This is a genomic window from Pseudomonas sp. Z8(2022), assembly GCF_025837155.1.
Classification (GTDB): Bacteria; Pseudomonadota; Gammaproteobacteria; order Pseudomonadales; family Pseudomonadaceae; genus Aquipseudomonas.
Genome location: NZ_CP107549.1, coordinates 1,338,534 through 1,362,478 on the forward strand (window position 1 = coordinate 1,338,534; position 23,945 = coordinate 1,362,478).

Consider the following 23,945-nt stretch of genomic DNA (forward strand, 5'->3'; position numbering starts at 1 on the left):
GCATCGTGGCAACGCCACGATGCTCTGGCTCTTTAAGCTCTGCTCTTGTTTGTTGCTCTGCCTTCCACAAAACGCTCATGCACCGCGATCCCCGAATCCCGTCAGGAGGCCGAGTGGAGGTGCTGTAGAGAGGGGCGTTTGGCATGGATGCCAAACGAGGAGTGATGGGCCAGGGATGGCCCCTCGCGACGACCCTCGGAGCAGCGCCGGAGCGAGGGGAGTTTCGCGCAGCGAAACCCGGATGCCGGGCGCGCTTTCTCTTTGGTTACTTTCTCTTTCGCGCGAGCAAAGAGAAAGTGACTCGCCGTAAGGGCGAAAAGGGTTATGGACGGCGCCGGTAAATCTTGGTCTGTCCCCGATTATCGCTTCATCCACCATTGCGGTGGTTGACCGGGCTACTCGCTTTAATTGGAAACTTTATGGATATTAATTTGACAAACTATTGTTGTTTTTGCTGGATTATCATTTTTTTTGTAGAGGACTATCCGCTCGGAAAATAATCCCAGAAGCCAGCTACCACATACAGCGTAGAATGTTGTGTCGTCTAATTTTGTGGATTTGTTCTTTATAGCGTATATGAGCTGAATATCTGAAGCTTGCAAGTTTATTTCTCTCTTCTTGGGTGGCTCTTGCTTTAGATCGTATTCAGTTAAATCATTTTCTTTCATCCATTTTATTATTGCAGATCTGAACTTGTTTTCCTTGGATAACATAACGAATCTTGGCGACATTTCAATCAATGCAAAAATAATCGCTGTAGAATAAAATCCTATATCGTCATTCCATATTGCAATCAGTTTTCCTGCAAGTACTGCGGCAATGAATATTGAAAATGTTCTGATCATTTCCGCTTCCCTCTGGTGTATGCTGATTTTTGAGCGACGCGGAGCGTGGGAACAATAAAAAAATCTGTCCTCTTTTCCGCTCAGCTATATCCACTCATAGTCCGGTTCTTCATTTTCAAGGTGATCTGCTGGTGTGGTTTGGTTTTTGTAATGGGGTTTTGTTTTTATTATGGTTAATAGTTCTTCTGATGTTATCTCTTGAGAGTCTTTGTAGGCGGTTTGATGGTATAGGCTTAGTATCTTTGGGTGGGATTTTAGTCTTTTTTGGTTGAATGTTTTTAAGAATGAATATTTTTCTATGTAGTATTTAAGGTCTTTGCCTTGGGGTGTTAGGCAGTTGGCGAATATTAGGTCTATTTCGGCAGAGCTGAATTGGGCTCTAAGCATGTTTGCGTATTGTCTTTGCTCAAGGTAGTTTCTTCGGTCTTTAGATAGCTGCTCTCGTAATTCTCTGAGAGTTTTTGCTTTCCCGGGTGAGAGAGAAGACTTTCCATAGCTGTCGATGTATTTCAGTATCTGATATAGACTTCGGAAATAGTGACCTATTTCAAGTTGATGTTTTCCGATTAGCGATCTGGCTCGCGCTCGAAATGCAGTGGTTTCTCTTTCTGGGAAATCACCTCTGCTGATTTGATTGAAAGGAATATGATCTTTTGCAATCTGTGCTAATGCTTCTCGGCCAGTGTGTAGCTTGTTATCGCTGTCTAGGTATTTTATGTTTTCAGTTATTTTCATGTGTGCGTTTAATAATCCAAAAAAAGCAGACTCAAAGCTTTGTCTTTCAAATATCTTGGTCTGGTTTTCTTGGGTTTTATGCGATGATTTTGCATCTTCTCGAGCTATTCGCGATTCCTCTCTAGCTTCTTTTAGTTCGTCGCTTTGTATTTTTAGCGTGTAGAGTAGGGTGAGAAAGGCTATGAAGCTCAAGGCAGGATTTAGTATGCCGCCAACGAAGTCTCCAATTTGTCCCCAGTGTTCTGCTGTTTTTGAGTTTGATATAGATAATATTGGTATGTCTATTCCAAATTGAAAGCGAATGATTACGAGCGCTGCAACAAATAGGCAGAGTGTTACTGCTATTGCCAATATGTACGTCATAGGGCGATGTTCTCGCCATAAAGTACCTAACAAATTGCGCATTCCCATACTAATTATTTCCAATAAAAAGCCCCGCACTAGGCGGGGCTTCTTATTTTCGCTTCAACCCCAACATCCATGGCAGGTGTAGGGTCAATCTACTCTGATGTCAGCGAGCCATCAATCCCAGCTCAACGCCCCACCAGTCTGATACTCGATCACTCGCGTCTCGAAGAAGTTCTTCTCCTTCTTCAGGTCCATGATCTCGCTCATCCACGGGAAGGGGTTGGTGGTGCCTGGGTACTCTTCCTTCAGGCCGATCTGGGTCAGGCGGCGGTTGGCGATGAATTTGAGGTAGTCCTCCATCATCGCGGCGTTCATGCCCAGTACGCCGCGCGGCATGGTGTCACGCGCGTATTCGATCTCCAGCTGGGTGCCCTGCAGGATCATCTGGGTCGCTTCGTCCTTCATCTGGGCATCCCACAGGTGCGGGTTCTCGATCTTGATCTGGTTGATCACGTCGATGCCGAAGTTCAGGTGCATGGACTCGTCACGCAGGATGTACTGGAACTGCTCGGCGGTGCCGGTCATCTTGTTGCGGCGGCCCATGGAGAGGATCTGGGTGAAGCCGCAGTAGAAGAAGATGCCTTCCAGTACGCAGTAGTAGGCGATCAGGTTCTTGAGGAACTGACGGTCGGTTTCCGGGGTGCCGGTGTTGAAGTTCGGGTCGGAGATCGAGCGGGTGTACTTCAGGCCCCAGGAGGCCTTCTTCGCCACGCTCGGGATCTCGTGGTACATGTTGAAGATCTCGCCTTCATCCATGCCCAGCGACTCGATGCAGTACTGGTAGGCGTGGGTATGGATCGCTTCCTCGAAGGCCTGGCGCAGAATGTACTGGCGGCACTCAGGGTTGGTGATCAGGCGGTACACGGCCAGTACCAGGTTGTTGGCAACCAGGCTGTCGGCAGTGGAGAAGAAGCCGAGGTTGCGCATGACGATGCGGCGCTCGTCTTCGCTGAGACCGTCTGTGGATTTCCACAGGGCGATGTCGGCGTTCATGTTCACTTCCTGCGGCATCCAGTGGTTGGCGCAACCATCCAGATACTTCTGCCAGGCCCAGTCGTACTTGAAGGGTACGAGCTGGTTGAGGTCGGCGCGGGCGTTGATCATCTGCTTGTCGCCGACCTGTACGCGTGCAGCGGCGCCTTCCAGATCGTCCAGACCTTCCTGGATGTCGAGGTCGTTCAGGGCCTTCTTGGCGCGGGCGACGGCGTCGGAGTCGTTGGCGTCGACGGCGCGGGCCTGCTCGACCGAACCGGCAGCTTCGTTGTCGAGCTTGTCGAAATTGGTGCCGGCGCTCTGCGCGTTGGCTTTGCTTGCGGCGGCTGCTTCTGCGCCGTCTTCCTTGTCGAATTCATCCCAGCTCAGCATGGCTTGGCTCCTGCGTGAGGGCCGGTGAATAAACCGGCCTGTATGGATATACAGATAATTTGAATTATGTTCCGTTGCGTGATGCGCGCAAGGGTAAACCGGTACCACTGGTCAGCAGGCGGTGGATTGCCGGCTGGCCGTTGCCCCTCGACCCGGAGGAGGAGGGGCGGGAATTTGGTGGGGGAGGGGTGACGGTTCTGCCTGGGCTTTGGGTCGCGGCTAAAGCCCCTCCCACATGTACAAGCCGAACCGCTTTCCCTCTCCCTAACCCTCTCCCGCAAGCGGGAGAGGGGACTGATAGTGTGTTGCTCTAGCTTTTTATCCAACCCTTCGAGCGTGTAGCTGAGCGAGTGAGCGCTAGGCGCCTGGTAGGTCGGAGCCCCTGAGCGTACTGCAGTACGTGATGGGGGCCGGCCTACCGGGCAACGACGCGGGCGCCGCTCAGATACGCGCGCCAGCCTTACGCTTACTGACAAGCTTCGCAGTCGGGTTCGTCGATGGCACAGGCTTTCGGTACGGGCGCCGGGGCCGGGGCGGCCTGCTGGGCAGGCGCCTGGGCCTTGGCCGAGAAGCCTTCGTCGCCACCAGCGGAAACTGCGTTGAGCTTGCCGGTGTTGATGGTGGACTTCTCGGTGCTGGTGGCGGCCAGGGCACGGAGGTAGTAGGTGGTTTTCAGACCACGGTACCAGGCCATGCGGTAGGTCACGTCCAGCTTCTTGCCCGAGGCGCCGGCGATGTACAGGTTCAGCGACTGAGCCTGGTCGATCCACTTCTGGCGACGGCTGGCGGCGTCGACGATCCACTTGGTTTCCACTTCGAAGGCGGTGGCGTACAGGTCTTTCAGGTCCTGCGGGATGCGCTCGATCTGCTGCACGGAGCCGTCGTAGTACTTCAGGTCGTTGACCATGACCGGGTCCCACAGGCCACGGTTCTTCAGGTCGCGAACCAGGTAGGGGTTGATCACGGTGAATTCGCCGGAGAGGTTCGATTTCACGTACAGGTTCTGGTAGGTCGGCTCGATCGACTGCGACACGCCAATGATGTTGGAGATGGTCGCGGTCGGCGCGATGGCCATGATGTTCGAGTTGCGGATGCCTTTCTTCACGCGCTCGCGGATCGGCGCCCAGTCCAGGGTCTCGGACAGGTCGACGTCGATGTACTTCTGGCCGCGGGCTTCGATCAGGATCTGCTGGGAGTCCAGTGGCAGGATGCCTTTGCTCCACAGCGAGCCTTCGAAGGTGCTGTAGGCGCCGCGCTCTTCGGCCAGATCACAGGAAGCCTGGATGGCGTAGTAGCTGATCGCTTCCATGGAGCGGTCGGCGAACTCGATGGCCGCGTCGGAGCCGTAGGCGATGTGCTGCAGGTACAGGGCGTCCTGGAAGCCCATCAGGCCGAGGCCGACCGGACGGTGCTTGAGGTTGGAGTTACGCGCCTGCGGCACGCTGTAGTAGTTGATGTCGATGACGTTGTCGAGCATGCGCACGGCGGTCTTCACGGTGCGGCCGAGTTTCTCGATGTCCAGCTTGCCGTCGACGATGTGGTTGACCAGGTTGACCGAACCCAGGTTGCAGACGGCGATCTCGTCGGCATTGGTGTTCAGGGTGATCTCGGTGCACAGGTTGGAGCTGTGGACCACGCCCACGTGCTGCTGCGGGCTGCGCAGGTTGCACGGGTCCTTGAAGGTCAGCCACGGGTGGCCGGTCTCGAACAGCATCGAGAGCATCTTGCGCCACAGGTCCTTGGCCTGGACGGTCTTGTACAGCTTGATCTTGCCGTACTCGATCAGGGCTTCGTAGTACTCGTAGCGCTCCTCGAAGGCCTTGCCGGTCAGGTCGTGCAGGTCCGGTACTTCGGATGGCGAGAACAGGGTCCACTTGCCGTCTTCGAAGACGCGCTTCATGAACAGGTCCGGAATCCAGTTGGCGGTGTTCATGTCGTGGGTACGACGACGGTCGTCACCGGTGTTCTTGCGCAGTTCGAGGAATTCCTCGATGTCCATGTGCCAGGTTTCCAGGTAGGCGCAGACCGCGCCCTTGCGCTTGCCGCCCTGGTTCACGGCCACGGCGGTGTCGTTGACTACTTTCAGGAAGGGTACGACGCCTTGGGATTTGCCGTTGGTGCCCTTGATGTAGGAGCCCAGCGCGCGCACCGGAGTCCAGTCGTTGCCCAGGCCGCCGGCGAATTTGCTCAGCATGGCGTTGTCGTGGATGGCGCCGTAGATGCCCGACAGGTCGTCCGGCACGGTGGTCAGGTAGCAGGAGGACAGCTGCGGACGCAGGGTGCCGGCGTTGAACAGGGTCGGGGTCGACGCCATGTAGTCGAACGAGGACAGCAGGTTGTAGAACTCGATGGCGCGGTCTTCCTTCTGCGGCTCTTCGATGGCCAGGCCCATGGCCACGCGCATGAAGAACACCTGCGGCAGTTCGAAGCGGATGCCGTCCTTGTGGATGAAGTAGCGGTCGTACAGGGTCTGCAGGCCGAGGTAGGTGAACTGCTGGTCACGCTCGTGGTTGATGGCGCGGCCCAGTTTCTCCAGGTCGAATTCCTTCAGCTTGGCGTCCAGCAGCTCGAACTCCACGCCTTTCTCGACGTAGGCGGGCAGGGCCTTGGCGTACAGGTCGGCCATTTCGTGGTGAGTGGCGCTGCCGGCGATGCCGAGGAAGCCCAGGGCTTCGGAGCGGATGTTGTCCATCAGCAGACGGGCGGTGACATAGCTGTAGTTCGGCTCACGCTCGACCAGGGTACGGGCGGTCATCACCAGGGCGGTGTTGACGTCCTTCTCGGCCACGCCGTCGTACAGGTTCTTCAGGGTTTCGCGCTCGATCAGCGAGCCGTCGACTTCGGCCAGGCCTTCGCAGGCCTCGCGGATGATGGTCTGCAGGCGGCCCATGTCCAGCGGCTGCAGTTCGCCAGCGGCGTTGGTGATGCGGATGCTCGGGTGCGGCTGGGCGATTTCGCTGCCGGCACTGGCCTTGCGCTTGCTGGCCTGGGCTTCGCGGTAGATCACGTAGTCACGGGCGACTTTCTGCTCGCCGGCGCGCATCAGGGCCAGTTCGACCTGGTCCTGGATCTCTTCGATGTGGATGGTGCCGCCGGACGGCATGCGGCGCTTGAAGGTGGCGGTGACCTGCTCGGTCAGGCGCGCCACGGTGTCATGGATACGCGACGAAGCGGCAGCGGTGCCGCCTTCTACTGCAAGGAAGGCCTTGGTGATGGCGACGGTGATCTTGTCATCGGTGTAGGGGACGACAGTGCCGTTGCGCTTGATCACGCGCAGTTGGCCGGGAGCGGTGGCAGCCAGATCCTGAGAGGATTCAGCGGCCTGCGGCGCCACGGCCTGCGGGTTCTCGCGAGTAGTGTCGGTATGCATGGAGATCTCCGTGTTCTGTAATTTTTGGTTGGACGTCACGATTGGAAACCGTGCCTTGTCCGCCGTTCATTCCATTAACAACTGAGCCGCACGCGGCAACGGGGCCGGGTACGGGGTGTCGCAAGAGCTGGCAGGGTGGGCACGACTTCAAGTGCCGTCCTGGCGCATCAGTCACAGCGGGGCGTTGCTGCACCCCGCCTACTACATATAGTGGTCGACTGGCGGACTCGGCCGCTGTCTGACCGGCTCACGACGCAGCGTTTGTCGTTGCGGCGTGGCTGTAACCCAGGCCTGGCCTGGGTCAGAGTAAAACGATTGACCGGAACATCTGGGAAACCCTGCGAAAAGGGCTTGCGCGATTCGTTCTTCTTGTGTCCGGTTTCTGGCGTCGACCCAACATCTGGTGGGTGCCGCGCAATGGGGATACAAGATAGTGCGCTGTTGGAGGCATTGCAAGGCGCGAAAAAAATAACAACCTGTGGATAAGGTGTGGGTGTCTTGTGGGCGCCTACAGCGTAAGCCGCGTGTTCTCTGGCTCTGACCCTCGGCGACCGTTCGTCGCCCCTGAAGGAAGGATTTCGCAGAGTTGGCGAAGCTGCTCGGCGGCGCACAGACTACCACTATATATAGTGCTTTTGGCATGTGCTGTGCTTGGCCAGGCTGGCCGGTCCGGGTACTGGTTTGCCGCTCGCGCCGGGATGCGCGCAGCCCCTAGAATGGCTGCTGTATTTGCGGCGCTTGCCGGTATGCGAAGGGGAGAGGGTGTGGAACAAGAAGCGTGGCAGATTCTGATCGTCGAGGATGACCAGCGCCTGGCGCAGTTGACCCGCGAGTATCTGGAGGGCAATGGCCTGCGCGTGGCCATCGAGGCCGACGGTGCCCGTGCGGCGGCGCGGATTCTCGCCGAGCAGCCGGATCTGGTGATTCTCGACCTGATGCTGCCGGGGGAAGACGGTCTGAGCATCTGCCGCAAGGTGCGCGATGGCTACAGGGGCCCGATTCTGATGCTCACCGCGCGTACCGACGATATGGATCAGGTGCTGGGCCTGGAGATGGGCGCCGATGACTACGTGTGCAAGCCGGTGCGCCCGCGCGTTTTGCTGGCGCGCATCCGCGCCCTGTTGCGCCGCCGCGAGGGGGGGGGGAGCGAGCGTGACGAGAGCCAGCCGCGGCGCCTGCAATTCGGCGCGCTGGCCATCGACAGTGCCATGCGCGAGGCCTGGCTGGGTGAGCAGGGCATCGAGCTGACCAGCGCCGAGTTCGATCTGCTGTGGCTGCTGGCGGTCAATGCCGGACGCATCCTGTCACGCGAGGAAATCTTCAATGCGCTGCGCGGCATCGAGTACGACGGTCAGGACCGCTCCATCGATGTGCGCATCTCCCGAATCCGCCCGAAGATCGGCGACGACCCGATGCATCCGCGGATGATCAAGACAGTGCGCAGCAAGGGCTACCTGTTCGTCGCCGAGGCCGCCGAAGCGCTGCCGCACGGCGACGCGTCGCCGCTGCTGCGCGATTGAACCTGCGGCCATGAACTCGATCTTCCTGCGCATCTATGGCGGCATGCTCGCCGCGCTGGTGCTGGTGGGGCTGCTTGGCATCGGCACGCTGCACCTGGTCAACGAGGTGCGCGGCGACCTATACCGCGAGGGCCTGGCGCGCGGCACCTTCCGCCTGATGGCGGACAACCTGCTGCCGATGAACGAGGTGGAGCGCAAGCGCGCTCTGGTGGTGTGGTCGCGCCTGCTCGGTATCCCGCTGGAATTGCAGGAGCTCAGCGACGTGCCGCTGGAAAGCAGCGAGCGCAGCCGTTTGCAGCGCGGCCACGTGCTGGTGCGGCAGACCGGGCCGCACTCGGCCAAGGTCTACGGCCTGCTCGACGGCAAGCAACCGCTGCTGCTGACCGGCGAGATCCAGCAGATCAGCGAGCAGCTGGCGCGGGCCACCAACTACCTGCTGATCGACGAACTGATCCGCTATCCGGTGGATGAGCAGCCGCAACGCCTGGCCGAGCTGAAGGAGGCCAAGCAGTTCGGCTTCGACCTGCAACTGGTGCGACTGGAGAACGCCACCATCGACCTCGATCAGCGGCGCCGTATCGACGAAGGCGACACGGTGATGGCGCTGGGCAAGGGCGGCGACTCCATCTATGTGTTCTCCGGCATCGTCGACACCCCCTGGGTGCTGGAGATCGGCCCGCTGTACCAGATGAACCCCTATCCGCCGCAGTTGCTGGTGCTGATCTGCGCGGTCGGCCTGAGCCTGATCGGGCTGATCGTCTACCTGCTGGTGCGCTCGCTGGAGCAGCGCCTGCGTGTGCTGGAGGGCGCCGCCACGCACATCGCCAGCGGCCGCCTGGATGCGCGCGTGCCGACGCGTGGTGCCGACTCGGTCGGACGCCTGGCCAGCAGCTTCAACGCCATGGCCGAGCACCTGCAGACGTCGCTGAGCACGCAGCGCGAGCTGGTGCGGGCGGTATCCCACGAACTGCGCACGCCTGTGGCGCGGCTGCGTTTCGGCCTGGAGATGATTGCCGACGCGCCGAACGAAAGCGCCCGGCGCAAATACATGGATGGCATGGACAGCGATATTCAGGACCTCGACAAGCTGGTCGACGAGATGCTGACCTACGCGCGCCTGGAACAGGGCTCGCCAGCGCTGAATTTCCAGCAGGTGGATCTCAAGGCCCTGATCGATCAGGTGATAGACGAGCTGGCGCCACTGAGCAACAAGGTGCGGCTGGAGTGCGGTGCGGTGCTCAGCGTGCAGGCCGACGGCGCCTGCTGGGTCGAAGCCGAGCCGCGCTACCTGCATCGGGCGGTGCAGAACCTGGTGAGCAATGCCATGCGTTACGCGGAAGGGCGGGTGCTGATCAGTTGTCAGGTCGGTTACAAGCGTTGCCGCATCGATGTCGAAGACGACGGGCCAGGCGTGCCGGAAGAGGCCTGGGAGCGTCTGTTCAGTCCCTTCCTGCGTCTCGACGACAGCCGTACGCGCGCCTCCGGTGGCCATGGCCTGGGCTTGTCCATCGTGCGCAGGATCATCTACTGGCATGGTGGTCGTGCACAGGTCGCTCGCAGTGGAAGCCTCGGCGGTGCGCATTTCAGTCTGGTGTGGCCGCTGCGTCAGGGAGAGTAGGAAGCGTTTGGGCCTGGTGAGCACGGCGCCGCCTGCGGATCGCGGGTGGGGTGCGCCGTGCTCGGCGAATGATCAGGCTTCCACCGCCACCAGGCTCAGCACCTTGTTATCGAACAGGGTGAACTGGCCATCCAGTTCGGCGCCGCTTCGCCAGTCCGCGTGCAGGTCGGTCAGCAGGCACAGGCGCGCGTTGTCCTGATCGATCTCCAGCAGCTCGGCGTCCTGGAAATAGAAGCGCGTCAGGGTCAGCGGGTAGAGCGCCTTGAACAGACTTTCCTTGAGCGAGAAGGTCAGGCTGATGCGCGCGGCGCGAGCTTCTTCATCCAGGCCTTGCAGGCGTTGCAGTTCGGCAGCGGTGAGGATTTCGCCCTGCAGGCGCCGGGCGCGTTCGGCCGGTAGCAGGCGCTCGACATCCAGGCCGAGGGTGCGCCATCGGCTGGCGGGCGCAACCAGCGCAGCGGCCCAGTTGTCACCGTGGGTGATGGAACCGACCACGCCTGCCGGCCATTGCGGGGCGCGGTCTTCGCCCACTGCCGGCACGCTGGCCTGGCCGGTCAAACGGCGCAGGGCTTCGCGGGCACAGAGGCGCCCGGCCAGGTACTCGGCCTGACGCTTGGCTGCGCCGCGCACGGGCGGGATGACGCAGCGGGCGAGATCATCTTCGGCGAGCAGGGCGGGGTCGAAGCGCGTGCTGATCAGCTGCGCGCCGGCGAGGGTGCGCGGCAGCGGGTCGTGATCGTCGAGGGGGCTGCAGCAGGCCGGGTGGTAGGCGTTCATGGGCGTGATTGTGCCGCGCGCCGGACCGTGCAGTCATCCGCCGTTTACATTTCTTTGCAGGCAGTTAACAAAGCTAAACGGACGTTGCGCCCGGGTTTTGCCAGACTGTAGTGGCATTCCTTCAGGGAGTGCAGGTGAGGTTGTAGTCAGTGCGAGGGCACTGACGTTTTCTCCGAGTTCGAGAACGGTAGCCCGGTTGGGCTGCCGTTTTTTTTGCGCCGCGTTCAGTGGCGCGCGCGTTGTAGGAGGCGCTTCAGCGGTGAAAGCATCGCGGCTACGACTGCATGGATGCAGGAGGTAGAGCGAAGCAGGATGCCCGAGCCGAAAGCCCCTCCCACGAAGGAGGGAACCGCCAAGGCGTTCGCATTTGCCCTGTGGCTTTCAGGCAGGCATTTGCAGTCAAATGCCAGTGCGGGCAAAAACCGACTCCCGCGAGGACCATGGACGATGACCCAACAATCGCAATTCGCCCTGCTTGGCAAGAAGCGCTTCCTGCCGTTTTTCGTGACGCAATTGCTCGGCGCCTTCAACGACAACATCTTCAAACAGTCACTGATTCTCGCCATCCTCTTCAAGCTCAACACCGGCGTCGACCGCGATCTTCTGGTCAACCTCTGCGCCTTGCTGTTCATCCTGCCGTTCTTTCTGTTCTCCGCCCTTGGTGGCCAGTTCGGCGAAAAATTCGCCAAGGATTCGCTGATCCGCAAGATCAAGGCGGCCGAAATTCTGATCATGCTCGCCGGTGCTGCCGGGGTGTTGCTGGATAACCTGCCGCTGATGCTCGTCGTGCTGTTCGCCATGGGCACGCAGTCGGCGCTGTTCGGCCCGGTGAAGTATTCAATCCTGCCGCAGCACCTCAGGGAGGAGGAGCTGGTGGGTGGCAATGCGCTGGTGGAAATGGGCACCTTCCTGGCGATTCTGGCGGGCACCATTGGCGCCGGGATCATGATGGCCAGCAGCAGCTATGCGCCCATCGTCGCCGGTTCGGTGGTCGGCGTGGCGCTGCTCGGCTATCTGGCCAGCCATGGCATCCCCAGGGCTGCGGCGGCGATGCCGGGGCTGCCGCTGGACTGGAACATCTTTCGCCAGTCCTGGGTGATCCTCAAGCTTGGTCTGGGCCAGCGCCCGGCGGTTTCGCGTTCGCTGGTGGGCAACTCCTGGTTCTGGTTTCTCGGCGCGATCTACCTGACGCAGATTCCGGCCTACGCCAAGGAATGGCTGTATGGCGACGAGAGCGTGGTGACGCTGATTCTCACCGTGTTTTCGCTGGGGATCGGCCTGGGTTCGATGCTCTGCGAGCGCATGAGCGGGCACAAGGTGGAGATCGGTCTGGTACCGTTCGGCTCCATCGGCCTGACCCTGTTCGGCATGCTGCTGTGGTGGTTCTCCGGCGGTTTCCCCGAAGGCGCAGCACCCCATGACTGGCTGGCGCTGCTGGGCTATGGCCAGGCCTGGTGGATTCTCGGCTGCATTCTCGGCATCGGCCTGTTCGGCGGCTTCTACATCGTGCCGCTGTATGCGCTGATCCAGTCGCGCACCGCCGAGCACGAGCGGGCGCGGGTGATCGCGGCCAACAACATCCTCAACGCGCTGTTCATGGTGGCCTCGGCCATCGCCGCGATTCTGTTCCTCAGCGTTGCCGGGCTGTCGATTCCGCAGCTGTTTCTGGTGGTGTCGCTGATGAACATCGCGGTCAACAGCTACATCTTCAAGATCGTCCCCGAGTTCAGCATGCGCTTTCTCATCTGGCTGCTCGGGCATTCGATGTACCGCGTCGAGCACAAGGGACTGGACGCCATTCCCGACGAGGGACCGGCGGTGCTGGTGTGCAACCACGTGTCCTTCGTCGATGCGCTGCTGATCGGCGGGGCGATTCGCCGGCCGGTGCGCTTCGTCATGTACTACAAGATCTACGATCTGCCGGTGCTCAATTTCGTCTTCCGCACCGCCGGCACCGTGCCGATCGCCGGGCGTAGCGAGGACCTGCTGATCTACGATGCCGCGTTCAAGAAGATTGCCGAGTACCTGCGCAATGGCGAGCTGGTGTGCATCTTCCCCGAGGGCAAGCTGACCGGGGATGGCGAGATCAACGAGTTCAAGGCGGGGGTCGAGCGCATCCTCGAAGAAAATCCGGTGCCGGTGATCCCCATGGCGCTGCAGGGGCTGTGGGGCAGCTTCTTCAGTCGCGATCCGCACAAGGGGCTGTTCAGGCGCCTGTGGTCACGGGTGTGTCTGGTAGCTGGTGCGCCGCTGGCGCCGGAGCAGGCCAGGCGCGAGGCGCTGCAGGCGCAGGTGGCAGAGTTGCGTGGGGATTGGCGATAGCGAAGGGTCGTGTGGGAGGGGCTTTCGGCTCGGGCATCCTGCTTCGCTTCCTGCATCCATGCAGTCGCAGCGGCGAAAGCGTCGCGGCTAAAGCCCCTCCCACATGACTGGATCCCGGCTTTCTCAGTGGCTCAACTTGAGCCCGATCAAGCCGCAGACGATCAGCGCGACGCTGACCAGGCGCAGCAGCGCCATCGACTCGCCGAACAGGATGATGCCGGCGATCACCGTGCCCACCGCGCCGACGCCGGTCCAGATGGCGTAGGCGGTGCCCAGTGGCAGTTCCTTCATGGCCAGGCCGAGCAGGCCGAGGCTGACCAGCATGGCGCAGGCGGTCAGCAGTGTGGGCAGTGGGCGGGTGAAACCATCGGTGTATTTCAGACCGATGGCCCAGCCGACCTCGAACAGGCCGGCGAGAAACAGAATGATCCAGGACATAGTCACCTCCAGTGGCTGAAGGGGCCGTCCCCGGATGAGCCACCCTGAACTCAGGGTGTGGAGGTCGTCCTCGCGTGCACCGTTATTGTGCATATCGGCGCGTCCGGAGCAAGGCGCCCCGGATTGGTGCGAGGCGTTGAATCACTCGGCGCTTTGTTTCGCGTCCTGGCCCATGCGGCGGTAGAAGGTCGCCAGCATCGGGCCGGAGAGGTTGTGCCAGACGCTGAACAGGGCGCTGGGCACGGCGGCCAGCGGGCTGAAATGTGCGCTGGCCAGCGCGGCGCCGAGGCCGGAGTTCTGCATGCCGACTTCGATGGACAGCGTCTTGCGCTGCGCCAGCGACATGCCGAACAGGCGCCCGGCCAGATAGCCCAGGCCCAGGCCGATGCCGTTGTGCAGGATGACCACGGCCATGATCAGCAGGCCGGATTCGGCAATCTTGCCCTGGCTGGCCGCGACCACCGCGGCGACGATGGCGACGATGCTGACCACGGAAATCAGTGGCAGTACCTCGACGGCGGTCTTCACCCGTTCGCCGAGCAGGCGCTGCGCGATCAGGCCAAGGGCGATGGGCACCAGCACCATCTTGAGGATGGAAATGAACATGGCACTGAACGACACCGGCAGCCATTCCGAGGCCAGCAGCCAGATCAGTGCGGGGGTGACCAGCGGGGCGAGCAGGGTGGTGACGGCGGTGATCGATACCGACAGCGCCAGGTCGCCACGGGCGAACCAGGTGATCACGTTGGAAGCGGTGCCGCCCGGGCAGCAGCCCACCAGGATCACACCCACGGCAATTTCCGGCGGCAGCACGAACACCTGGCACAGCAGCCAGGCGGTGCCGGGCATGATGATGAACTGGGCCAGGACGCCAAGCAGCACGGCCAGCGGGCGGCGGGCGACCTCCTGAAAGTCCGCGCCTTTGAGCGTCAGGCCCATGCCGAACATGATCAGCCCGAGCAGCGGCACGATCCAGGCAGTCAGTGGCAGGAACCAGCCGGGCAGGAAGAAAGCCAGGACGGCGAACAGCAACACCCAGACGGCGAAGGTGTTGCCGATGAAACGGCTGAGGGCGATCAATGCTTGCATGGGGCGAGGCCTGGGTTTTTCCGGAAACCGGAAAGCCTACCAGAAGCGACCTGGTCTGCCGCGGCAAAATGGGCAGGGCATCGCGAGCAAAACCTTTGCTGGGGCGCCTTGTCCGAATCTCTACAGAGACTCTTCGTCTGCCGGGTAACGGCTTGCCGTCAGGCTTTCCTTGATCTTGCGCAGGTGCGGCTGGAAGTCCACGCCGCGGCGCAGGGTGACGCCGGTGGCGAGCACATCGAGCACGGTGAGCTGGATGATGCGCGAGGTCATCGGCATGTAGATGTCGGTGTCTTCCGGCAGCGGAATGTCCAGGCTCAGGGTGCTGGCCTTGGCCAGGGGTGAGCCGGCTGCGGTGAGACCGAGTACCGAGGCGCCGTTCTCACGCGCCAGGCGTGCCACTTCTACCAGCTCGCGGGTACGCCCGGTGTAGGAAATGATCACGAACAGGTCGCCGGTATGCGCTACTGAGGCGATCATGCGCTGCATCAGCACGTCGGAATGCGCCGAGACGGCAAGGTTGAAGCGAAAGAACTTGTGCTGCGCGTCCAGCGCCACCGACGCCGAGGCGCCGAGGCCGAAGAAGTGGATCTGTCGCGCCTGGATCAGCAGGTCGACGGCGCGGCTGACGTGCTGTGGGTCGAGGCTCTGGCAGGCGCTGTCCAGTGAGGCGATGGTGCTGCCGAAGATCTTGCGCGTGTAAGCCTCGGGGCCGTCGTCGGCCGACACCGCGCGGCTGACGTAGGCGGCGCCGCTGGCCAGGCTCTGCGCCAGCTGCATCTTCAGTTCCGGGTAGCCGTTGGCGCCGAACGAACGGCAGAAGCGATTGACCGTCGGCTCGCTGACGCCGGCCGCCTGGGCCAGTGCGGCGATGCTGAAGCGCGTGGCCTGCTGTGGGTCATGCAGAATCACTTCGGCGACCTTGCGTTCGGCCTTGTTCAGGTCGTCCAGGCGGCTCTGGATCTGTTCCAGCAGGTTACGCACTCGGTCCATGGGGGCTCCTAACAGGCGATTTAACGGGCTTGGCGGCAGGGCAATAGGCAGCCAGACAGCCGGCCTATCCTACTGATGAGACCCCAGGGCCACCACAAGCTTGTCGGTGTTCGTAAAAAATGTTGTTGCTATGACAACATTTTTTCTTGATAAATGCAGTATCACCCGGTATTTCTAGTTCATCTTGATAAAAGAACAAACTCATGCCTGCGATGAAACTTGAATCCTGCACCTTGGCCCTGTTCGGCGCGCTGGGCGATCTGGCTCTGCGCAAGCTGTTTCCCGCGCTTTACCAGCTCGATCGCGCTGGTTTGCTGCACGATGGTACGCGCATTCTCGCGCTGGCCCGTGATGGCGGCGAACCGAGTCGTCATCTGCATGCCATCGAACAGGCGTTGCGTCTGTACGTGCCGGCCAAGGAGCTGACGGAGCCTGACCTGGTGCGCTTCCAGGCGCGCCTGAGTTACCTGACGATGGACTTTCTCCAGGCCAATGACTATGCCGCGCTCCTCGAGCATGTCAGCCCGCAGGATCAGCTGATCGCCTATTTCGCCACCCCGGCATCGGTGTATGGCGGCATCTGCGCCAATCTGGCAGCCGTCGGGCTGGCCGAGGGCACGCGGGTAGTGCTGGAAAAGCCGATCGGCCATGATCTTGCGTCCTCCCGTGCGGTCAACGATGCCGTGGCCCAGGTGTTCCCGGAGAACCGCGTCTATCGCATCGACCATTACCTGGGCAAGGAAACGGTGCAGAACCTTATTGCCCTGCGCTTTGCCAACAGCCTGTTCGAAACCCAGTGGAACCAGAACCACATCTCCCACGTGGAAATCACCGTGGCGGAGAAGGTCGGCATCGAGGGGCGCTGGGGCTACTTCGATCAGGCCGGGCAACTGCGCGACATGATCCAGAACCACCTGCTGCAGCTGCTCTGCCTGATCGCCATGGACCCGCCCAGCGATCTGTCCGCCGACAGTATCCGTGACGAGAAGGTCAAGGTGCTCAAGGCGCTGGAGCCGATCAGTGTCGAGCAGCTCGGTCAGCGCGTGGTGCGCGGCCAGTACGTCGCTGGCAGCAGTGATGGGCGGCCGGTGCCGGGCTATCTGGAGGAAGAGAATTCCAACACCCAGAGTGATACCGAAACCTTCGTCGCCCTGCGTGCCGACATCCGCAACTGGCGCTGGGCCGGTGTGCCGTTCTACCTGCGTACCGGCAAGCGCATGCCGCAGAAGCTGTCGCAGATCGTCATTCATTTCAAGGCGCCGCCGCACTACATCTTCGCCCCGGAGCAGCGTCAGCTGATCGGCAACAAGCTGATCATCCGCCTGCAGCCGGACGAGGGCATCGCCCTGCAGGTGCTGACCAAGGATCAGGGCCTGGACAAGGGCATGCAGCTGCGCAGCGGTCCGCTGCAACTGAGTTTCTCCGACACCTACCGCAGCGCGCGCATCCCCGATGCCTACGAGCGCCTGCTGCTGGAAGTGATGCGCGGCAACCAGAACCTGTTCGTGCGCAAGGACGAGATCGAATATGCCTGGCAGTGGTGCGATCAGTTGATCGACGGCTGGCAGCGCCTCGGCGAAGCGCCGAAACCCTACACCGCCGGCAGCTGGGGTCCCATGGCCTCGGTTGCGTTGATTACCCGGGATGGCAGGAGCTGGTATGGCGATCTCTGAACTGAAACTGCCGCAGGGCGTGCAGGCCCGCGCCCATGACGACGCCGGGCAAATGGCTCAGGCGATGGCGGTGTGCGTAGCCGATGCGCTGCGTGGGGCCATCGCCGGGCGTGGTCGGGCCACCCTGGTGGTGTCCGGCGGCCGTAGCCCGGTGCCGTTCTTCGAAGCGCTGGCGCAGCAGCAACTGCCCTGGGCGCAGGTGTTGATCAGCCTGGCCGATGAGCGCTGGGTGCCGATCAACCATGCCGGCAGCAACGAAGCGCTGGTGCGTCGTCATCTGCTGCGTGGCCCGGCGGCCGAGGCACGCTTTGTCAGCCTCTATCAGGTGGCTGGCAGCCTGGAGCAGGCGGCCGAACTGGCTGATGGAGCGGTCGCCGAACTGCCGCCCATAGACGTGCTGGTGCTGGGCATGGGTGATGACGGCCACACCGCCTCGCTGTTCCCGAACAGTCCCAATCTGCACCAGGCGCTGCAACCCGACTGCGCACGTCGCGTGCTGCCGATGCTGGCGCCGAGCGAGCCGGCGCAGCGCCTGACCCTGACCGTGCCGGTGCTGGCCAGTGCTCGCCTGCCGCTGCTGGCAATCCAGGGCCAGACCAAACTGAACATCCTCAGCGCGGCGCTGATGCCTGGTGAAATCACCGAGCTGCCGATTCGCGCGTTCCTGCATGCCCCTCTCGAAATCCATTGGTGCCCCTGACATGACCAGCCCTGACCAGGCCCAGCGCGCGCGCATGGCCAACAAAATCACCGAGATCGACCGCATCTGCGCTCAGGCGCGGATCATGCCGGTGATCACCATCGCCCGTGAGGCGGACATCCTGCCGCTGGCCGACGCCCTGGCCGCCGGTGGCCTGCGTGTGCTGGAAGTGACCCTGCGCTCGGAGCACGGTCTGGAGGCGATTCGTCGTCTGCGCGCCGAGCGCCCCGATCTCTGCGTCGGCGCCGGCACCGTGCTGGACGAGGAGATGCTTGCCGCGGCGACCGCTGCCGGTGCGCAATTCATCGTCACCCCGGGCAGCACGCGCGAGCTGCTGCTGGCGGCGCTGGACAATCCGCTGCCGCTGTTGCCCGGGGTGAGCAGCGCCTCGGACCTGATGGTCGGCTACGCGCTCGGCTACCGCCGCTTCAAACTGTTCCCGGCCGAGGTCTGCGGCGGCGTGGCTGCGCTCAAGGCGTTGTCCGGACCTTTCGGCGGCGTGCGTTTCTGCCCGACCGGGGGCATCAGCCCGGACAACCTGCAGCGCTACATGGCGCAACCCAACGTGATGTGCGTCGGTGGCACCTGGATGTTCCAGCGTGACTGGGTGGACAACCGCGACTGGGCGCGCATCCAGCAATGCAGTGCCGAGGCCGTGCAGCTGCTGGCCTGATACCCGCACGGCAGCGCCGCCGTTACCGGCGGCGCTGCCGTGCGATCTTCCCGCTTAATAATCTGTGCCTTGTCGGTCGCCTGCTACGTCCTCTGATCCCTCGTGCTGGCTTCAACAAGAACAATTCTCCAGCGAAACCCGAAACATCCGCAGTTGGAGAATCTCATGAACATCTGGTTCGCTAATCTCAGCGTGACCCGCAAACTTGCCCTCGGCTTCGGCCTGGTGCTGGCTCTTACCATGGCGCTGGCCTGGACGGCCTGGAGCGGCCTGAGCAACGTCATCCAGCGCAGCAGCTGGATGAGCGAAATCTCCCAGTTGAACGCCAACCTGACCAACCTGCGTATCGCCCGCCTGCAGTTCATGCTGGCCAGGGGCGATGCCCCGAGCAGCGAGCGCCTGCTGAGCAATCTCGACATCTATCTGCAGCAACAGAAAAAACTGCTCGGCACCTTCACCAACCCGGCGAGCGTCAAGCTGCTGCAGGAGCAGGATCGCTACAACCAGGATTACCAGCGCTCCCTGGCCGGGATGCGTGCCGCCTACGCCGCCGCGGCAACGGTACGGGATCAGATGAATGCCGAAGACCAGCAGCTGGGCACGCTGCTGGCGGCGATGCGGCGCAGCGTCGAGCTTCTCCCCGAGGACGACGCCAGGCGTTTCCCGCAATTGCAGGCGCTGACCACCACTCAGGGCGAGCTGTTGCGCGTGCGTTATCTGCTCGAGCGTTATGACAGTGCGCCCGATGCGCAGACCGAGCAGGCCCTGTCCGAGCGCATCGCCATGGCCCGGGCCAGCCTCGATACGCTGGGGCAGGCTTTCGGCAGCACCCAGCAGGACGCGGTACGTCGTATCGACGCCGCGCTCAAGCAGTTCGGACAGACCGTGCAGGCCGTCAGGAACGCCACCGCGGATATCGCCCGTACCCGTCAGGAGATGACCGATCAGCAGGGCGAGATCGTCCGTATCAGCGAGACGCTGTACAAGTCGCAGATCGAGCGCATGGCCATCGAGAGCGCCGAGGCGCGTATCTGGCAGATCACCGCCGTGCTCCTGGCGCTGCTCTTCGGCGTGCTGGCCGCCTGGATCATCACCCGGCAGATCACCCGTCCGCTGCAGGACACCCTGGGCGCAGTGCAGCGCATCGCCGAGGGCGATCTCACCGCTACTGTGCAGGTCGACCGCCGTGACGAGATGGGCCAGCTGCAGCAGGGCATCCAGTACATGGCCAACACCCTGCGCGAGCTGATCAGCGGCATCCGTGACAGCGTGGCGCAGATCGCCAGCGCGGCCGAGGAGCTGTCGGCGGTCACCGAGCAGACCAGCGCCGGCGCCAAAAGCCAGAAGAGCGAGACCGATCAGGTTGCCACCGCAATGCACGAGATGTCGGCCACCGTGCAGGAGGTCGCGCGCAATGCCGAGCAGGCTTCGCTGGCGGCCAACCAGGCCGATGGCCAGGCGCGTGTGGGTGATCAGGTGGTCGCCGAGGTGATTTCGCAGATCGAGCGTGTGGCGGCCGAAGTCAGTCGCTCCAGCGAGGCGATGGATAGCCTGCAGCAGGAGAGCAACAAGATCGGCAGCGTCATGGACGTGATCAAGTCTGTGGCCGAGCAGACCAACCTGCTGGCGCTCAACGCCGCCATCGAGGCCGCGCGTGCCGGCGAGGCCGGGCGCGGTTTCGCCGTGGTCGCCGATGAGGTTCGCGGCCTGGCGCAGCGCACGCAGAAGTCCACCGAGGAGATCGAGGCGCTGATCGCCGGCTTGCAGAGCGGCACCCAGCAGGTCGCTGCGGTGATGCGCAACAGCCGCAATCTGACCGACAGCAGCGTCGAGCTGACGCGCAAGGCTGGCGATTCGCTGGGCAGCATCACCCAGGCGGTGTCCAACATCCAGTCGATGAACCAGCAGATCGCCGCCGCGGCGGAAGAGCAGAGCGCCGTTGCCGAGGAAATCAGCCGCAGCATCCTCAGCGTGCGTGACGTCTCCGAGCAGACGGCCACCGCCAGTGACGAAACGGCCAAGTCCTCGGCCGAGCTGGCACGCCTGGGTGGTCAGCTGCAGTCGATGGTCAGCCGTTTCCGCGTTTGATCCTGCCTGCGCGGCGTACTCCCTGAGGCGCCGCGCAACCTGCCTCTACCGTGGTCGCAGTTGGCGGCCCGTCACAATACCTCTATCGCCCGTCTATTCTTCCATCGCCCTCTCGACAACTGCATAGAACCCCGCCCTGGGTTCAGTGTCAGCCATAGGGTGGCACCCCTGCGCGCCACTTCGACTCGACGAGGGAAATAGGGGCGTATTGCCCCGGTCCCGAGCCTGGCTTCCCGGCAGATTCTCGACCGAGGGTTCAGGCGCCGAGTTCACCGATTTGCGCGAGCAGCAACACCGTATCCGCGCGCATCAGCAGTGAAAAACAAGGAGAGCAACGATGAAGATACATGCCTATCTGATGTTCGACGGCCAGTGCGAGGAAGCCTTCAATTTCTACGCCGAGCTGCTGGGCGGCAAGCTGGAGCTGATGCGCTTCGGTGAAAGCCCGGATGCCGGCGAGATACCGCCGGAGTTTCACGAGCGGGTGATGCATGTGTGCCTGACGGCGGATGACCAGATCCTGATGGCGTCGGACACCATCCCGCAGTATCCGCACGAGGGCATCAAGGGCTGTTCGATCTCGCTGCAGGTGGACAACGTGCCGGAGGCCGAACGCCTGTACCAAGCGCTGTCGGCCGGTGGCCAGGTGCAGATGGAGCTGCAGGCCACCTTCTGGGCGACCCGCTTCGCCATGCTTACTGACCGCTTCGGCGTACCGTGGATGATCAACTGCGTGATCGACAGTCAGGAAGGTTGAGCCCACTCCATGTCACCTGCGAGGGCAGATGGTCATAGCATCTGCCCGCCGTGCTGCGGCGCGCCCTCCGACTGGTTCGGGGCCAGTCCGGAAACAAGGAGTGCGCTTCGCGGCTGAAGCCGCTCCTACGCTGTTGTTGCTCCGCTAGGCGCGGCCGGGGCCGCGAACTTCCTTTCAGCTCGCCAAGGTCAGTGGCTCGGGCTCTTCCTGAACCTGCACGCCTGCCAGGAAGTCCTCGCCCCAGCGGCGGATATCGTTGAAGCAGACGATATCGAACAGCTCGCGCAGACGCGCCTGGGCCTCGCTTTTGGGCAGGTTCAGCGCCAGGTAGCAGGTCTGCGCCAGGTCCGCCGGATCGTGCGGGTTGGTCAGCAAGGCACCCTTGAGTTCGGCCGCAGCACCGGCGAACTCCGACAGCACCAGCACTCCGCGCCCGCCGAGCAGTCCCTGTGCGGCGACGAACTCCTTGGCCACCAGGTTGAGGCCATCACGCAGTGGGGTGATCCACATGACGTCGGCCATGGCGTACCAGGCGCTGACCTCTTCGAACGGCAGGCTGCGGAAGAAGAACTGCAGCGGTGTCCAGCCGATGCGGGCGAAGCGTCCATTGATGCGCCCCACGGCCTGTTCGATCTGCGTCTGCAGCTCGTCGTACACCGTCATCTCGCGTGCTGCCGGCACGCAGACCGTCACCAGGGTGACCTTTCCGAGCAGTTCGGGATTGTCGTCGAGCAGGCGCTCGTAAGCGTTGAGCTTCTCCAGGATGCCCTTGGTGTAGTCGAGGCGCTCCACCGCGAGGATCAGCTTCACGCCCTTCATCTCTTCGCGCAGCTGGCCCATCAGTTCCTTGATCTTCGGTGCCTCCAGGGCATTGCGCACACGGTCGATGTCGAGGCCCACCGGGTGTGCGCCGAGCTTGACCTGGCGGGTACCGGTATCCAAGGCCGTGGTCATGCTTTCCAGTCCCACGGCGCAACCGTAGGTGATGAAGCGTGGCGCGCAGCTTTGCCGTTCCAGAGTCTTGAGCGGGAACACGCCACGGGCGACGTCGACGAAGTTCTCCACCTGACGCGGGATATGGAAACCGATGTAGTCGCATTGCAGCAGGCTGCCGACGATCTGTCGCCGCCAGGGCAGCACGTTGAACACGTCGGCCGAGGGGAAGTAGGTGTGGTGGAAGAAGGCGATGCGCAGGTCCGGGCGCAGTTCACGCAGGTAGGCCGGGACCATCCACAGGTTGTAATCGTGCAGCCAGACGATGGCGCCCTCGGCGGCTTCCAGCGCGGTGCGTTCGGCGAAGGCACGGTTGACTCTGAGGAATACCTGCCAGTCGTCCTCGTTGAAGGTGGCACGCTCCCAGAAGGTGTGCAGGGTGGGCCAGAAGGCCTCCTTGGAGAAGCGCTTGTAGAAGATGTCCACCTCCTCCTTGCTCAGCTTGACCCGCGCGGCGGTGAGCTTGGGATAGCGTTCGGCGTCCACCGTGGTGTGGCTGTCGAACGGTTCGTCGCCATCCTCGTGCACGGCCCAGGCGACCCAGGAACCGGGGCGGCCATCGCCGAAGAAGCTGAGCAGGGTGGGGATGATGCCGTTGGGTGAGGTGGGGCGTCGGCGCTGCAGCTTGCCGGCGGCGTTGCGGTATTCCTCGTAGGGCAGGCGGTGGTAGACCATCACCAGCTCGGCCTTGCCCGGCTGCGCGGCCTGACGGCGCTCGGCGGCGATACCGTGTTCACCGAGGAACCCGAAATGGGCGAAGGCTTCGAGAATGCCGCCGCAGCCCGGCCGGCTGGCGTGCAGAGTGCGCGAGTGGCTGCGCGTGGCGTCCAGCAGCGCCGCTTCCGACTGGCCGACGCAGACGCCATGGAAGCTGGCGCTGAGCATCGACAGGTCATTGAGCGTATCGCCAGCCGCCAGCACCTGGTCGTGATCAAGCTCCAGCCAGTCGGCCAGGGCCTGCAGGCTGCTGCCCTTGTTCACGCCCCTGGGCAGAAAATCCAGGTACAGCTCGGCGGAGTAGAGCAGGTCGCAGCCCAGCTCATCGGCGATCTCGCGTAGCGCCGGGTTGGCCGCCTGCTCGGGCGTGCAGAAGTAGGAGCAGCGGCGCGCCTGTGGCACGTCCTGGCGCTCCAGGCCGAACGGCTCGATGGCACCGGCCACCTGGCTTTCGCCGGGCCAGCGGGCATCGACCACGCTCTGCAGCGGCTGGATCGGCTGCAGGCTGTCGCCATGCACCAGGGTCGCGCCGACGTCGGCGATGATGTAGTCCGGCTGCGGCAGCGTCGGGTCGGCCAGCAGCGGCAGCACCGCTTCCAGGCTGCGCCCGGTGACGTAGGCGAGCTTGATCTCGGGATGGGCGGCGATGGTCTGGTAGAGGCTCAGGCGATCTTCGGGATCGCCGGCGAGAAAGGTTCCATCCAAGTCGGTGGCTAATAGCATCGTTGTTTCTCCAGAAGTGGCCGGTGCGGTGCGCTCAGGTGAGCGGCCGACGGGCCGGGGTTCTGGCTGCTTGGGGTAGGCTCAAGGCCTTGCCGAAACAGCCTTTAAGAGCCTGTCCCAAGACTGCTGCGCGTCGGCCATGCT

Annotated in this window: 17 protein-coding genes and 1 pseudogene; 9 read left to right on the forward strand and 9 right to left on the reverse strand. The window is 62.4% G+C overall.

What is annotated here, in order from left to right; all coding sequences use genetic code 11:
• Positions 1-404: 404 nt before the first annotated feature.
• From OEG79_RS06425 to OEG79_RS06440, 4 genes are all read right to left on the reverse strand, one after another.
• On the reverse strand, positions 405-845 hold the full coding sequence (locus tag OEG79_RS06425; protein ID WP_264147961.1) for a hypothetical protein: 441 nt from the start codon (positions 843-845) through the stop codon (positions 405-407).
• Between the two features lie 84 nt (positions 846-929).
• Positions 930-1,991: a putative phage abortive infection protein gene (locus tag OEG79_RS06430; protein ID WP_264147962.1), complete on the reverse strand. Its 1,062-nt coding sequence runs from the start codon at positions 1,989-1,991 to the stop codon at positions 930-932.
• A 111-nt stretch (positions 1,992-2,102) separates the two neighbouring features.
• Entirely contained in the window at positions 2,103-3,353 is a 1,251-nt protein-coding gene (locus OEG79_RS06435) for a ribonucleotide-diphosphate reductase subunit beta (protein ID WP_264147963.1), read from the reverse strand.
• Between the two features lie 466 nt (positions 3,354-3,819).
• A complete protein-coding gene (locus tag OEG79_RS06440; RefSeq protein ID WP_264147964.1) occupies positions 3,820-6,723 on the reverse strand; it encodes a ribonucleoside-diphosphate reductase subunit alpha in 2,904 nt (967 codons plus the stop codon).
• Between the two features lie 764 nt (positions 6,724-7,487).
• On the opposite strand from OEG79_RS06440, the gene OEG79_RS06445 reads away from it, so the two are divergent.
• A complete protein-coding gene (locus OEG79_RS06445) occupies positions 7,488-8,243 on the forward strand; it encodes a response regulator (RefSeq protein ID WP_264147965.1) in 756 nt (251 codons plus the stop codon).
• Positions 8,244-8,253: 10 nt separating this feature from the next.
• Positions 8,254-9,861, forward strand: a complete 1,608-nt coding sequence (locus tag OEG79_RS06450) for an ATP-binding protein (protein ID WP_264147966.1) — start codon at positions 8,254-8,256, stop codon at positions 9,859-9,861.
• Positions 9,862-9,933: 72 nt separating this feature from the next.
• Here the strand turns inward: OEG79_RS06450 and OEG79_RS06455 are convergent, their stop codons facing one another.
• Positions 9,934-10,638, reverse strand: coding sequence for a 4'-phosphopantetheinyl transferase family protein (locus tag OEG79_RS06455; protein ID WP_264147967.1), 705 nt, complete (start codon positions 10,636-10,638; stop codon positions 9,934-9,936).
• A 447-nt stretch (positions 10,639-11,085) separates the two neighbouring features.
• Here OEG79_RS06455 and OEG79_RS06460 point away from each other — a divergent pair, with 447 nt between their 5' ends.
• The gene (locus OEG79_RS06460) at positions 11,086-12,960 is read left to right on the forward strand and encodes an MFS transporter (RefSeq protein ID WP_264147968.1); all 1,875 of its coding nucleotides are present in this window, start codon (positions 11,086-11,088) and stop codon (positions 12,958-12,960) included.
• A 123-nt stretch (positions 12,961-13,083) separates the two neighbouring features.
• Here the strand turns inward: OEG79_RS06460 and sugE are convergent, their stop codons facing one another.
• The 3 genes from sugE to OEG79_RS06475 form a co-directional block, all read right to left on the reverse strand.
• On the reverse strand, positions 13,084-13,398 hold the full coding sequence (gene sugE / locus OEG79_RS06465; RefSeq protein WP_264147969.1) for a quaternary ammonium compound efflux SMR transporter SugE: 315 nt from the start codon (positions 13,396-13,398) through the stop codon (positions 13,084-13,086).
• A gap of 141 nt (positions 13,399-13,539) precedes the next feature.
• Complete coding sequence (locus OEG79_RS06470) at positions 13,540-14,487, reverse strand: bile acid:sodium symporter family protein (protein ID WP_264147970.1); 948 nt, start codon at positions 14,485-14,487, stop codon at positions 13,540-13,542.
• A gap of 120 nt (positions 14,488-14,607) precedes the next feature.
• Positions 14,608-15,468, reverse strand: a complete 861-nt coding sequence (locus OEG79_RS06475; RefSeq protein ID WP_177323712.1) for a MurR/RpiR family transcriptional regulator — start codon at positions 15,466-15,468, stop codon at positions 14,608-14,610.
• Positions 15,469-15,680: 212 nt separating this feature from the next.
• Between OEG79_RS06475 and zwf the strand changes: the two genes are divergently transcribed.
• The 6 genes and pseudogenes from zwf (at position 15,681) to OEG79_RS06500 (ending at position 21,368) form a co-directional block, all read left to right on the forward strand.
• Positions 15,681-17,150, forward strand: coding sequence for a glucose-6-phosphate dehydrogenase (gene zwf / locus OEG79_RS06480; RefSeq protein WP_024308987.1), 1,470 nt, complete (start codon positions 15,681-15,683; stop codon positions 17,148-17,150).
• The gene (gene pgl, locus OEG79_RS06485) at positions 17,137-17,850 is read left to right on the forward strand and encodes a 6-phosphogluconolactonase (RefSeq protein ID WP_264147971.1); all 714 of its coding nucleotides are present in this window, start codon (positions 17,137-17,139) and stop codon (positions 17,848-17,850) included. Before zwf ends, pgl begins: the two co-directional genes overlap by 14 nt.
• A gap of 1 nt (position 17,851) precedes the next feature.
• Positions 17,852-18,523, forward strand: a complete 672-nt coding sequence (locus OEG79_RS06490) for a bifunctional 4-hydroxy-2-oxoglutarate aldolase/2-dehydro-3-deoxy-phosphogluconate aldolase (RefSeq protein ID WP_264147972.1) — start codon at positions 17,852-17,854, stop codon at positions 18,521-18,523.
• A gap of 300 nt (positions 18,524-18,823) precedes the next feature.
• Positions 18,824-19,756 (forward strand): annotated as a pseudogene (locus OEG79_RS21255) (methyl-accepting chemotaxis protein); the annotation flags it as partial.
• Between the two features lie 150 nt (positions 19,757-19,906).
• Positions 19,907-20,611 carry a methyl-accepting chemotaxis protein gene (locus OEG79_RS21260; protein WP_413247540.1) on the forward strand — a complete coding sequence of 235 codons (705 nt, stop codon included), beginning with the start codon at positions 19,907-19,909 and terminating at the stop codon, positions 20,609-20,611.
• A gap of 337 nt (positions 20,612-20,948) precedes the next feature.
• Positions 20,949-21,368 carry a VOC family protein gene (locus OEG79_RS06500; protein ID WP_264147974.1) on the forward strand — a complete coding sequence of 140 codons (420 nt, stop codon included), beginning with the start codon at positions 20,949-20,951 and terminating at the stop codon, positions 21,366-21,368.
• Positions 21,369-21,542: 174 nt separating this feature from the next.
• Here OEG79_RS06500 and ggpS read toward each other — a convergent pair whose 3' ends face one another.
• Positions 21,543-23,801 carry a glucosylglycerol-phosphate synthase gene (ggpS, locus tag OEG79_RS06505; protein WP_264147975.1) on the reverse strand — a complete coding sequence of 753 codons (2,259 nt, stop codon included), beginning with the start codon at positions 23,799-23,801 and terminating at the stop codon, positions 21,543-21,545.
• Between the last annotated feature and the right edge of the window lie 144 nt (positions 23,802-23,945).

What these genes read in the sequence shown, in the direction of transcription:
- OEG79_RS06425 (WP_264147961.1), bottom strand. Translation starts at nt 845, where the DNA reads ATGATCAGAACATTTTCAATATTCATTGCCGCAGTACTTGCAGGAAAA.
- OEG79_RS06430 (WP_264147962.1), bottom strand. Translation starts at nt 1,991, where the DNA reads ATGGGAATGCGCAATTTGTTAGGTACTTTATGGCGAGAACATCGCCCT.
- OEG79_RS06435 (WP_264147963.1), bottom strand. Translation starts at nt 3,353, where the DNA reads ATGCTGAGCTGGGATGAATTCGACAAGGAAGACGGCGCAGAAGCAGCC.
- OEG79_RS06440 (WP_264147964.1), bottom strand. Translation starts at nt 6,723, where the DNA reads ATGCATACCGACACTACTCGCGAGAACCCGCAGGCCGTGGCGCCGCAG.
- OEG79_RS06450 (WP_264147966.1), top strand. Translation starts at nt 8,254, where the DNA reads ATGAACTCGATCTTCCTGCGCATCTATGGCGGCATGCTCGCCGCGCTG.
- OEG79_RS06455 (WP_264147967.1), bottom strand. Translation starts at nt 10,638, where the DNA reads ATGAACGCCTACCACCCGGCCTGCTGCAGCCCCCTCGACGATCACGAC.
- OEG79_RS06460 (WP_264147968.1), top strand. Translation starts at nt 11,086, where the DNA reads ATGACCCAACAATCGCAATTCGCCCTGCTTGGCAAGAAGCGCTTCCTG.
- sugE (WP_264147969.1), bottom strand. Translation starts at nt 13,398, where the DNA reads ATGTCCTGGATCATTCTGTTTCTCGCCGGCCTGTTCGAGGTCGGCTGG.
- OEG79_RS06470 (WP_264147970.1), bottom strand. Translation starts at nt 14,487, where the DNA reads ATGCAAGCATTGATCGCCCTCAGCCGTTTCATCGGCAACACCTTCGCC.
- zwf (WP_024308987.1), top strand. Translation starts at nt 15,681, where the DNA reads ATGCCTGCGATGAAACTTGAATCCTGCACCTTGGCCCTGTTCGGCGCG.
- pgl (WP_264147971.1), top strand. Translation starts at nt 17,137, where the DNA reads ATGGCGATCTCTGAACTGAAACTGCCGCAGGGCGTGCAGGCCCGCGCC.
- OEG79_RS06490 (WP_264147972.1), top strand. Translation starts at nt 17,852, where the DNA reads ATGACCAGCCCTGACCAGGCCCAGCGCGCGCGCATGGCCAACAAAATC.
- OEG79_RS21260 (WP_413247540.1), top strand. Translation starts at nt 19,907, where the DNA reads ATGTCGGCCACCGTGCAGGAGGTCGCGCGCAATGCCGAGCAGGCTTCG.
- OEG79_RS06500 (WP_264147974.1), top strand. Translation starts at nt 20,949, where the DNA reads ATGAAGATACATGCCTATCTGATGTTCGACGGCCAGTGCGAGGAAGCC.
- ggpS (WP_264147975.1), bottom strand. Translation starts at nt 23,801, where the DNA reads ATGCTATTAGCCACCGACTTGGATGGAACCTTTCTCGCCGGCGATCCC.